Here is a 12,094-nt window from a genome sequence, read left to right on the forward strand (position 1 = left end):
AAATCTGATGAAACTGACCGTCAATCTTCCCAACACTCCCTACGACATCCTTATCCAAAGAGGAAGTTTAGCACAGACAGGTACATGGGTCAAAGAACTTTGGAAACCTCAGAAAATCGCCATTATTACAGATGATCACGTTGGCTCACTCTACCGTGAAACAGTACAGTCAAGCTTGGAACAAGCTGGTTTTGAAACCATTGCTTTTGAATTTCCAGAAGGTGAAGCCTCAAAAAATCTTGATACCGTCAACCAGGCCTACGAATTTCTCGTAAAAAATGGTATGACACGAAGTGATGGAATCATTGCTCTCGGCGGGGGAGTCGTTGGTGATTTGGCAGGTTTTGTCGCTTCTACCTATATGCGTGGTATCCATTTCCTACAAATTCCAACCAGCCTAACTGCCCAAGTCGATTCTTCTATCGGGGGAAAAACTGGCGTGAACACCCCATTTGCCAAAAATATGGTGGGCACCTTCTGCCAGCCAGACGGCGTTCTCATTGACCCTGACACTCTCAAAACCCTAGGTAAACGAGAATTGATTGAAGGAATGGGCGAGGTTGTCAAATATGGCTTAATAGATGATGTGGAGCTCTGGGAAACCCTAGACCAATTAGACGGCTCTGTCGAGAGCATTCTGGAGCATGCTGACTATATCGTCTACCACTCCTGTGAAGTCAAACGCAAGGTTGTTGTCGAAGATGAATTAGACAACGGTGTCAGACTCTACCTCAACTTCGGTCACACGATTGGACATGCTATTGAAGCGACCGCTGGCTACGGCAAGGTCATGCATGGTGAAGCTGTTGCCATCGGTATGGTACAAATCTCATGCGCAGCTGAGAAAAAAGGACTGATGCCAGCTGGTATGACAGAAAAGATTATCGCCATGTGTGAAAAATTCGGCTTGCCGACTACACACCAGCCTTGGAATGTAGATGAATTATACGCCGCCCTAACTCACGATAAAAAAGCACGTGGCAAGACCATCAAACTCGTCATCGTCCCTCAATTGGGACAGGCTGCCATCCATCAAATTCCAATGGAAGAAATGCTAGAATTTCTACAAGTATAGTCTTTTAGTTCACATCAAAAGCCGCAGGTATAACTCAATGCTTTCTTGTTTCTAGGCGACCAGCTGATGTACTTCGCTTTTTTGTTTTCAGGCTCAGGTACGAATAGTCCACTGGACTATTCGTATCCCCCAGATTGCTTGCACAGTCAATGGACTGTGCAAGGTGGGAGATAAAAGAGCGGAGTAAGTCGTTTTTGCAAAATCAGGCAAGGCCAGTTCAAACAATCCAGTAGAGTGTTTGAAGTTGGAAATCAGGAAACGGAGTTTCCTCTCACGTCGAAGTAATAAAAGTCAACTAAATGACGATATAAGAAAAATGACTACTGATTCAAAAATCATCAGTAGTCTTATTTTTTTATAAAATCATCTCATCGTCAGTTAGCTTTTCACCACTGTTTTTGTAGAAAAGGTCCATCAAGTTTTGAACGGTCAAGTTCTTCTTCTCTTCTCCTTCTACATCGACAACAATCTGACCACGGTGCAACATGACCAAACGATTTCCATATTCAATGGCATTTTCCATATTATGCGTAATCATCAGAGCTGTCAACTGGTGGCTTTCCACGATTTTCTTGGTCAATTCCATAACCATATCGCTGGTTTTTGGATCCAGGGCAGCAGTATGTTCGTCCAGGAGCAGAACTTTTGGTTTAACCAGCGAAGCCATCATCAAGGTCAGAGCCTGACGTTGACCACCTGAAAGAAATTGCGTGTCCACTTTCATACGGTTTTCTAGTCCCAGACCAAGCTCTTTCAAGGCTTCCTTAAAAATAGCACGTTCACTATCCTTCACACCCCAACCAAGACCACGTGACAATCCACGACGATAAGCAATAGCCATATTTTCTTCAATGGTCAAGCGAGAGGCTGTTCCCATCTTAGGATCTTGGAAAACACGGCTGATATCCTTAGAACGTTTGGCAGCTGAGACATGCTTAATGGATTTACCTTCAAGCAAAATATCGCCCGAATCAACCGTCAAAGCACCTGCAAGTGAGTTCATGAAAGTTGATTTACCAGCACCATTACCACCGATGATAGAGATAAAATCCCCTTCTTTCACATCTAAGTTCAACCCACGAAGAACATGGTTTTCATTAACTGTTCCAGCTTCGAAGGTTTTATGAATATTTTGAATTGATAAAATTGTAGACATGACTTCCTCCTAAGCATTTCCATTCAATTTTGGACGACGAATATTCAATTTCTTCTGCAATTCTGGCACATAGAGAACGGTTGCCAGAAGGATAGCTGAGAAGAGTTTAACAAGGTCTGCATCCATACCTGGAATTTCCAAAATCGCTAAGATAATCAAACGGTAAACAACCGCACCGAGAACAACCGATAGGAGTCTCCAACCCAAGCGTAAGTTACGCAAGATAACTTCTGCAATAATGACAGATGCTAGACCGATAACAATGGTACCTGTACCAGAGTTCAAATCCGCATAGCCATTATTCTGAGTAAGAAGAGCACCACAAAGGGCAATTAGACCATTCGACAACATATAGCCGTAGATTTTCATATTGTCTACATTGATACCATTGGCCTCACTCATTGGAATATTATCCCCTGTTGAACGAATAGCTAGACCAATTTGTGTATTGAGCAAGAGCGTCAATAGGCCCACAACTGCAAGTACAAAGACCAGACCGATGACCAAAACAGCATTTGTTTTTGTCAAACCGAAATCCTGCAATTGCGTCACTAGAGTTTCTTGCTTAAGTAGAGCTACGTTGGCCTTACCCAAAATTTTCAAGTTGATGGAGTAGAGACCTGTCAAGGTTACAATACCAGTCAAAAGGGCTGGGATTTTTAGTTTTGTATGAAGTAAACCAGAAATCAAGCCTGCACCCATACCAGCTACCATAGCCATAAAGGTTGCCAGTAAGGGATTCACTCCGTTCACAATCCCTGTCGCACAAACAGCAGCTCCAAGCGGATAAGACCCCTCAGCTGTCATATCAGCAATATCTAAAATACGAAACGTCAAGTAAACACCAATCGCCATAACTGACCAAAGCAAGCCTTGCGAGATACTTGATAAAATAATATCCACGATTTTCTCCTTTTTCTAAATTCGTAGTCAATACTAGGTTCTATACTTACCGATCTTATTCAGATACAGCAAGCTTAGAAGTATCGATACCTAATTTCTGAGCCATTTCTTCATTAACGTGAAGACTGACGGTCTCTGGGTATTCTACCGCTGTTTCTGACACATTGGCTCCTTCGATAATCTTAATAGCCATTTTTGCAGTTTGACGACCTAAAGCTTCATAGTTGGTACCGTAAGTCAAAAGACCTCCTTCATCCACCATGTCCGTTGAACCACCGATTACTGGAACCTTATGCTCCACAGATAATTCACCGATCATGGTCATGGTTGAAGCGACAGTATTGTCTGTTGGAATAAAGAGAGCATCTACATCCTTCATCAAACTTGTTGTCGCATCTTGCACTTCATTAGTCGAAGTGATTCCTTTTACCACTACCTTATAACCTGCTTTTTCTAGCAATTCCCTAGCTTGCTCTACCTGGACTTCTGAATTACGTTCGCTAGTAGTGTACAAAATACCAACTGTCTTTGCATTCGGAACAGCTTGTCCTAGCAACTCAACCTGTTTGTCAATTGGAGCTTGATCAGAAGTACCTGTCAACAGTCCACCTGGTTTTTCAATGGATTCTACCAAGTCAGCTGACAAGGGATCTGTAACCGCAGTAAAGACAATCGGCGTTTCAGTAGACACAGTCGCTAAACTCTGGGCAGACGGCGTAGCGATTGCTAAGACAATATCGTTTTCATCGATTAATTGTTCTGAAATGGTTTGAAGGTTAGCTTGATCACCTTGGGCATTTTGATAATCCAAAACCAATTTTTCACCCTCTTTATAGCCATTTGCTTCTAATTCCGCCACAAAACCCTCACGGGCAGCTGTCAATGATTCATGCTCCATATATTGGAGAACTCCAACTTTGACCACATCTGAGGAAGCTTGTTCTGATGATGAGGAACAAGCTGCAAGTGTTAGCAAACCCATACTTGCTACTGAAATAGTTGCCAATTTTTTTACTAGCTTATAATACATAAACGTTTCTTCTCCTAAATATTTTACTCTTCTAATGCTTTTATAGTCGCTGCATCAATACCAACAGCTTTAGCCATTTCTTCATTGACGGTAATAGCTGCTGTATTTGGTTTTTCAACTGCTAAGTCAGCAGGCTTTTCACCCTTCAAAATCTTCACAGCCAATTCACCAGCTTGAACACCGATAGCATGGTAGTCTACACCGTAGGTAAATAGAGCTGCGTCAATAACTGCCGCATCACTTCCCATAGCTGGAACTTTTGCTTCTTTTAAAATATCACCGATTGTTGAAGCTGTAGAGGCAACTGTATTATCAGTTGGAAGATAGATAGCATCGACTTTTCCTGCAAGTGAAGTAATAGCTTGCTGAACATCGTTTGTCGTCGTAACTGTTGTCACTTCTACTTTTACACCTTTTGCTTCGAGTGCTTTTTTAGCCTGCTCAGCTTGGACTTCTGAGTTTACCTCGCTAGAATTGTAGAAAATACCGACAGTCTTCGCAGTTGGTACAACTTTGAGCAACATCTCGATTTGACCTTCCACATCAGTTGCATCAGTCGATCCCGTCATGGTCCCACCTGGGGCATCTAGGGATTCCACCAAGCCTGCTTCAACTGGATCCGTTACAGCTGTGAATACACTTGATGTTTCACTATCTGCATTAAGCATGGCTTGGGCTGCCGGTGTTGCGATGGCAAAGTTAAGATCATTTTTCCCTGCCAATTTCTCAACCATTGTCTGTAAGTTTGCTTGATCACCTTGGGCATTTTGCAAATCAATCGTCAGATTTTCACCTTCCTTGTAGCCTGCTTCTTCGAGTGCCTCTACAAAACCTTCACGAGCTGAGGTCAATGCTTCATGTTCAGCATATTGAATAATACCAACATTGACCGAACTTGAATCTGACGAATTGGAACTGCATGCAGCAAGCGTTACTGCTGACAAAAGTGCTACTGAACTAAGTATAATTTTTTTAAATCCCATGATTATTCTCCTTTTATAAATATAATAGCAAACAAGAAAGGACCGCTTAGACTACACTCTAAACGGTCCTTATATTTCATCTGTATAGGAAAACAGAATGAATTATCCGTGCCATTTAGATGTATCATCTATGGGCACATGTCAAAATAGCTACAGCCACATAGATACAAACTTTACGTTCCCGTGTTTGCATCCATGTTTACCATGTCTACAAACACTATCTAAAATAGCCGTAGAAATAAGTATGATTAGCTGAATGATTTTGACACATTTGTAACATCTCTGTTTCCCTTTCTCATTTATTTGTAACTATCATAACTGTTTTCAAATTATTTGTCAATAGGAAATTGCGTAAATTTTCAGATTTTTCAAGTTTTTTCGAATTTCGAAAGTTCTATAATGAAGTTAGCCACCTTACCTTAGTCAAAAATTAGATGTTTCACTATGTTTGAGTAAGTTGATGATTTCATTTGATAACAGGCTTGAAGCTGTTAGGCTAGTTGCCCAAGGCTAATTATAGCCTTGGTTTAGCTGAAAAAACAGGTTCAAGGGTTCCTGTTGTCAAATGAAATGTGATTTAAGGTATAAGAAAACACCTCTGTGCTATACTTGTTGTTCACCACAAACACAAGGAAAGGCACAGAGATGCAAAAGTATTATACACTAAAAGGGAAACATTTGACAATAGATAACCGTCGCTTGATTGAGCGGTGGAAACTTGAAAATAAGTCAAATCGTGAAATTGCAGGCTTGCTTGGAAAGGCTCCTCAAACAATTCACAATGAAATTAAGCGTGGGACAACCTTACAACAAGTGCGAAAAGGGGTCTACAAAAAAGTTTATTCTGCCGATTACGCACAAACTGTTTACCAATCCAATCGAAAACGGTCGGTGAAAAAGTTAATTCTAACAAAGGAAATCAGAGAGAATATCTTACACTATCATAAGCAAAAATTTTCGCCTGAAATGATGGTTAAGAAGAAGCAAGTGAAAGTTGGTATTTCAACTATCTACTATTGGTTTCATAATGGTCATTTAGGATTGACGAAGGCCGACATGCTTTATCCCAGAAAAAGGAAAGGTGTCAAGAAGCAAGCTAGTCCGAACTTTAAGCCGGCTGGTAAATCTATCGAAGAACGTCCTGACGTTATTAATCTTCGCTTGGAAAATGGTCATTATGAAATTGATACCGTCCTACTGACTAAGATAAAAAATTATTGCCTGTTAGTCTTAACCGACCGGCGGAGCAGACACCAAATTATACGATTAATTCCAAATAAAACTGCTGAATCTGTCAATCAGGCGCTTACGTTACTATTAGGGGAGCATCGTATTCTGTCCATTACTGCAGATAATGGTTCGGAGTTCAAACGATTGTCTGAGGTATTTCCTGAGGAACATATCTACTACGCACATGCTTACTCTTCATGGGAGAGAGGTTCAAATGAAAATCATAATCGATTGATTCGGAGATGGTTACCTAAAGGAACCAAGAAAACGACTCCGAAAGAAGTCGCTTTTATCGAAAATTGGATTAACAACTACCCTAAAAAATGCTTGGACTACAAGTCGCCAAGTGAATTTCTTTTGGGTGGCTAACTTCAACTTGAAATTTGGGGTTTTTTCGAATTTTTCTAAAAATAACCCCCTATATTATTAGCTATAAAACGATCTATCAACAGCCGCAGCTATAACTTAATTTCTAGCATTGACTTGAAACAGTCCCCTAGATTGCTTGCACAGTAAATGAACTGTTCAAGGTGGGAGATATAAGAGCGGATTGCAAAATCAGGTCAACAACGACTGATTTTGATTTTCGAAGGGTATAAATGACTATATTTGATGTCACAAAAAAGTCTGAACCTAAGCTCAGACCCTACTAAAACAATTATTTTACTTCAACTTTTTCAGTCCAAGGACATGCTGTAGTTGCTAGAACCTCGTTGAGTTCTTCTACGTTGCGGCGGCCTTGATCTGCCAACCAAGCTTTGGCTGCTTCTTCACCCTCGCTTGCAAAGATGGCTACTGCATCCTTCCAAGTCGCCCGACCACAAAGAACACCATTAAAGCTTGAACCGGCTTCTTTGGCAAAGACAAGTGTCTCTTGGAAGAGTTTAGCAGATACACCCGCACTCAAATAAATGAATGGCAAGTGAGTACTGTCTGTTTGTTCCTTGAAGAAGGCCTTAGCTTCTTCAACTGTATAGACTGGCTCTTCATCCGTGTAACCTTCTACAAAGTTCATATTGACAGGCACTTCAACCTTGAGCACGTCGGCATTATAACGTGACTTGCTAAATTCACGCATAGCACCATTGACCTTGTGTGGTTTGAGGGCTGCGTATTCACGAGAAGTCACATCCATATCGCTGGCATCGTAAGTCAAGATTTCGACAAAGTAAGGAATATCTTCTGCGATACACTCGCTACCAATACGTTCTACCCAGGCATGCTTAATGTCGTTGATTTCTGGCTTGTCATCCACATCATAGTAAAGCAAGATTTTTACGGCATCCGCCCCCAATTCTTTGATTCGTTTTGCTGACCAGTTTGGCAAAAGGTCTGGCAAACGACCTGGTGTGGACGCATCGTAACCTGTTTTTTCATAAGCTGCAATGAAACCACAGTCTGCATGGCGCAATTCTGAAGCTGGAACACCGTATTCCGCATCCAAAAGAATGGAGCTTGCATAAGGGGTCAAATCGCTTGAAATGACTTTTTTGAAGTCAATCAAAATGTCATCTCCAAATTCGCCACCACCTGCTGCAGCAGCAAGCAAGCGTTTCAAAGCCCCCCGTTGGTCAATCGCCAAGGCAGCAATCACCTGATCGCTGTTTGACAAGCGGGTCATGTGATTGAATTTAGCCTGAGAAAGTTGTAATTTTGTCATTAGTTTCCTCCTAAGAAATTTTATTAACCAAATCGTTTCACGCCATCTAGATAGGTCGCTTGTAAGCGTCCTGCATCATCTACGACGATAAAGTCTGCAGCTCGGCCTTCTGCAATCCGACCGCAAATATGGTCAATATTGACAGAGCGAGCTGGTGCCAGAGAGGCCATACGAAGGGCATCAGGTAGGGACACCAAGCCCCATTTCACAACATTCTGTACTGCTTCGATCAATTCTAAGATAGAACCTGCCAAACTACCACTTTCTTTTAAACGAGCAGTTCCATCTTTTACAACAACTTCAAATTCACCGAGGCGGGACTCCCCTTCACCCATACCGCCAGCTCGCATACAGTCCGTAATCAAAACAGTTTCCTCTGCTCCACGTGCTTTGACCACGATTTCTGCCGCAGCTGGATGAACATGGTGTCCATCACAAATCATTTCCGCATAGACATTTTTTAAATTCAAAGCAGCTCCGACCATACCTGGTTCACGGTGATGAAGCCCACTCATCCCATTGTAAACATGGACGAAGATATTGGCACCAGATTCTACTGCCGCTTCCGCTTGCGCATAGGTCGCATCACTGTGAGCCAAGGCAGTATGAATTGCCTTGCTGTTAGCAAACTCGATGAATTCTTTGACACCTTCACGTTCTGGAGCAATAGCAATTTTATTGACTAAACCTTTAGATAAGCTGTGCCAGTTGTCCAACTTTTCAATGGACGGATCGCTCATGTACTTAGGATTTTGTGCTCCCTTGTATTTTTCTGTAAAGAAGGGACCTTCTAAGAAAATACCTTGAATCTTGGCGCCTGTTTCCTGCCCTGCATAAGTCCCAATCGTTTCACAAACTGCATCTAAATTTTCAGTCGTATCTGTTAAGGTCGTTGGAAGCCAAGAGGTTACCCCACAAGACAAGAGGCCTTCTGAAATTACCTTAATCCCTTCAAAATCATTGTCCATAACATCGTGAGAAGCGTAGCCGTGGATATGTGTATCAACTAGCCCTGGTGCTAAATGAAAATCAGAATAATCAACAATCTCCCCTTCAGGCTTTTCAGTCACAATCCGTCCAAACTGACCCTTGTCAGTAATTTCCAAATAGGCTGATTCGACCTCACTCTCTGGTAAAATAATAGATTTTGCTTTTATAAATACTGTCATACTATCTCCTTTATTGATATATACACTTATCAAACTGGTTATAACCATATACTAAATATATTGTAGAACTTCTATTAGAAAATGTCAAGTAATTACCATAACTTTATAAGAAATGGATGCTGTGAGAAGGTAGAAAAAAGAGTTCTTACTCCCCAAAGTACCGTTTCTGAATCTGTACTTGGAGATAAGAACTCTACGTAAGCAGTGTATACTAGGCGTCAATCCATGACCTAACACCCTGCTCCTATCAAATATAAATATATTACAACAATTCGTTGAGAGGCTTGAAGATGATACGTTCCAAATCAGCTACATAAGTTCCCAACTGTTGTTGCTTGCTGAAATATTCCGTCAAAAGTGGATTTCCCTGAACTTTCTTGTTGAAATCCAACATTTTCTTTTGGTCAGCTTCAGTAGGAATTTCACCAGCCTGCAATTTAGACTGGATTTCTTTTTGGAAAGAAATATAACTTTCCAATATTTCTTTGGCTTCTGAATTCTCCTCAACTGAGACTTTAACGGCTTCCACCGCCTTATATTCAGGCAGGTTACGGATTGCACGTTCCAATTCATTTGCTATATCATAGATATTTGTTGACATAATTTTCTCCTAATCTAAATGAATTTTGTAAGTCGTCTGCTCTCTTAAACGTTTCGCAGCGTCTTCCAAATTTCCTTTGTTTTTAAACGTAATTTGTAAAATACCATGTATATCTTCACGGTTCTCTTCATTGATACGAATATTGACAATGGAAATACCCCGTAAGACTTCCAAAACCTTCAAAATCGTATCTTCCTCATCAGGAACACTAAGGAATAAATCGTAGAAAGAATCAACACCTGCACGCTTGTGAATTTCCATGGCTCTACGAGTTTGACGTCCCTTATCAAAAAAGTCCCAAATTGCTTTTTGGTCGCCAGATCTGAGAACATCTGAAATTTCTGAGAGACGTGCTTGAAATTCCTCGATTCGATTTAGAATAGAATCTGCATTGGTTAGCAAAATGCTAGTCCACATGCTCGGCTCACTTTCCGCAATCCGTGTCATATCTCTAAATCCTCCAGCTGCAAAATTATTCGTAAAGGGATGATCTTGCGCAAACTCTCCAGCTTGATGCATCAAACTAGAAGCCAATACGTGTGGAAAATGTGAAATTTGACTGGTCACACGGTCATGTTCTGCTGCATCAATCTGAACAAAACGTGCCCCCGTTCCAGATAACAAATCTGTCAATCGGGGAACCGCATCCTGCTTGGTAGCCTGACACGGTGTCATAATGTAGTAAGCATTCTCAAATAGATAGAGATCTGCTGCACTGGCACCAGATTTATGACTACCTGCCATAGGGTGGCCACCGATAAAATTAATTTGTCTTGGCGCCAAATGTTCCTCTGCAGCAGCCACAATTGCAGACTTCGTTGAACCTGCATCTGTAATCAAGACCGTATCCTTCAATTCGAGGGCACTAAATTCTTCAATCAAGCGCAAAGAAACTTGAATTGGAACACAAAGAAGAATCACATCAGCCTGCTTTGCTACACCCTCCAATTCCGTTGATACCTCATCAACCATCCCCTTGCCCAAGGCAATTTGGCACGATTGTTCGTTAGGATCAAAGCCAATGAGGTGATAGTCAGGATGGTCTTTGCGAATACAGAGCGCAAGTGAACTTCCAATCAACCCTAGACCTACAATTAAAATCGTTTTTTTCATTAATTACCTAGAAATTTTTGACATAGTCGCGATGACTGGCTACTGCAGCTTTCAATTCCTCCATATTATCGGAAGAGAACTTCTCTAGGATTTCTGTCGCTAGAGTTGTGGCTACGACTGATTCCATGACCACACCAGCTGCTGGGAGAGCCGTTGGATCTGAACGCTCCACAGTAGCTTTATAGGGCTCATGGGTATCAATGTCAACCGACATCAATGGCTTATAGAGGGTCGGAATTGGTTTCATAACACCACGAATGATTAGGGCCTCGCCATTGGTCATACCACCTTCGAAACCACCTAGATTATTGGTTCGGCGTGTATATCCTTTTTCTTGGGACCAGAGAATTTCGTCCATGACTTGGCTCCCTTTGAGATAGCCAGCTTGGAAGCCTACGCCAAATTCTACTCCCTTAAAAGCATTGATTGAAACAACAGCCTGCGCTAATTTTGCATCTAACTTTTTATCCCATTGCACATATGACCCCAAGCCAGCTGGAACTCCTCCAACAACAGTCTCAATCACTCCGCCAATAGTATCTCCATCTCGCTTGATTTGATCAATATAGGCTTTGATTTCTTCTTCACGCTCTTGGTTGACAATGGATACTTCTGACTGAGCTGCACGCTCTTTGATTTCTGCTACGCTTAAACCATCTGGGACATCAATTTCCTTCCCTCCGAAAACGACTACATGGTTAGCAATTTCAATATCCAACTCAGCCAAAATCCGTTTGGCAACCGCACCAACAGCCACACGCATAGTTGTCTCACGCGCACTAGAACGCTCCAAGGAATTACGCAAATCATCAAAGCGATATTTCATACCACCAACTAGGTCAGCATGTCCTGGTCGTGGATGTTTGATACGACGCTTACTTTTGAGCTTCTCTTCGATGTCCTCAACTGCCATAATATCCAACCATTTTTGATGATCTTTATTGGTCACATTCAATGTAATCGGCGCACCAGTTGTCTTACCGTGACGAACACCAGCCGTAATCTCTACGCAGTCTGTTTCAATCTGCATCCGACTACCACGACCGTATCCCCCCTGGCGACGTTTTAAATCTTCATTAATATCCTCAGCTGTTAAAGGAAGACCAGCTGGAACTCCCTCAATAATGGCTGTTAGACGTGGTCCATGAGACTCACCAGCTGTTAAATAACGCAT

General features: G+C 41.7%; 11 protein-coding genes. 2 read left to right on the forward strand and 9 right to left on the reverse strand.

What is annotated here, in order from left to right:
* Nucleotides 1–7: 7 nt before the first annotated feature.
* Nucleotides 8–1,075 (forward strand): 3-dehydroquinate synthase, encoded by a 1,068-nt coding sequence (aroB, locus tag P7J36_RS01200; protein ID WP_408550988.1) that lies wholly within the window; start codon nt 8–10, stop codon nt 1,073–1,075.
* Nucleotides 1,076–1,430: 355 nt separating this feature from the next.
* Here aroB and P7J36_RS01205 read toward each other — a convergent pair whose 3' ends face one another.
* The 4 genes from P7J36_RS01205 to P7J36_RS01220 are packed head-to-tail and all read right to left on the reverse strand — an operon-like array spanning nt 1,431 to nt 5,147.
* Nucleotides 1,431–2,231 (reverse strand): ABC transporter ATP-binding protein, encoded by an 801-nt coding sequence (locus P7J36_RS01205; protein WP_002940641.1) that lies wholly within the window; start codon nt 2,229–2,231, stop codon nt 1,431–1,433.
* A 9-nt stretch (nt 2,232–2,240) separates the two neighbouring features.
* A complete protein-coding gene (locus P7J36_RS01210; protein ID WP_002940642.1) occupies nt 2,241–3,134 on the reverse strand; it encodes an ABC transporter permease in 894 nt (297 codons plus the stop codon).
* Nucleotides 3,135–3,189: 55 nt separating this feature from the next.
* Entirely contained in the window at nt 3,190–4,164 is a 975-nt protein-coding gene (locus tag P7J36_RS01215) for an ABC transporter substrate-binding protein (protein WP_408550987.1), read from the reverse strand.
* Nucleotides 4,165–4,187: 23 nt separating this feature from the next.
* Nucleotides 4,188–5,147 (reverse strand): ABC transporter substrate-binding protein, encoded by a 960-nt coding sequence (locus P7J36_RS01220; protein WP_408550986.1) that lies wholly within the window; start codon nt 5,145–5,147, stop codon nt 4,188–4,190.
* A gap of 645 nt (nt 5,148–5,792) precedes the next feature.
* Here P7J36_RS01220 and P7J36_RS01225 point away from each other — a divergent pair.
* Nucleotides 5,793–6,746, forward strand: a complete 954-nt coding sequence (locus tag P7J36_RS01225; RefSeq protein WP_408562423.1) for an IS30 family transposase — start codon at nt 5,793–5,795, stop codon at nt 6,744–6,746.
* Nucleotides 6,747–7,035: 289 nt separating this feature from the next.
* On the opposite strand, the gene lacD is transcribed toward P7J36_RS01225, so the two are convergent.
* The 5 genes from lacD to aroC form a co-directional block, all read right to left on the reverse strand.
* Entirely contained in the window at nt 7,036–8,037 is a 1,002-nt protein-coding gene (gene lacD / locus P7J36_RS01230; protein ID WP_013730422.1) for a tagatose-bisphosphate aldolase, read from the reverse strand.
* A 23-nt stretch (nt 8,038–8,060) separates the two neighbouring features.
* Nucleotides 8,061–9,206, reverse strand: coding sequence for an N-acetylglucosamine-6-phosphate deacetylase (gene nagA, locus P7J36_RS01235; protein ID WP_408550984.1), 1,146 nt, complete (start codon nt 9,204–9,206; stop codon nt 8,061–8,063).
* Between the two features lie 262 nt (nt 9,207–9,468).
* Nucleotides 9,469–9,807: a YlbF/YmcA family competence regulator gene (locus tag P7J36_RS01240; RefSeq protein ID WP_029180450.1), complete on the reverse strand. Its 339-nt coding sequence runs from the start codon at nt 9,805–9,807 to the stop codon at nt 9,469–9,471.
* A gap of 9 nt (nt 9,808–9,816) precedes the next feature.
* Complete coding sequence (locus tag P7J36_RS01245; RefSeq protein WP_408550982.1) at nt 9,817–10,920, reverse strand: prephenate dehydrogenase; 1,104 nt, start codon at nt 10,918–10,920, stop codon at nt 9,817–9,819.
* Between the two features lie 7 nt (nt 10,921–10,927).
* Entirely contained in the window at nt 10,928–12,094 is a 1,167-nt protein-coding gene (gene aroC / locus P7J36_RS01250; protein WP_318829245.1) for a chorismate synthase, read from the reverse strand.

The sequence above is a fragment of the Streptococcus suis genome (assembly GCF_046032115.1).
Classification (GTDB): Bacteria; Bacillota; Bacilli; order Lactobacillales; family Streptococcaceae; genus Streptococcus; species Streptococcus suis_AJ.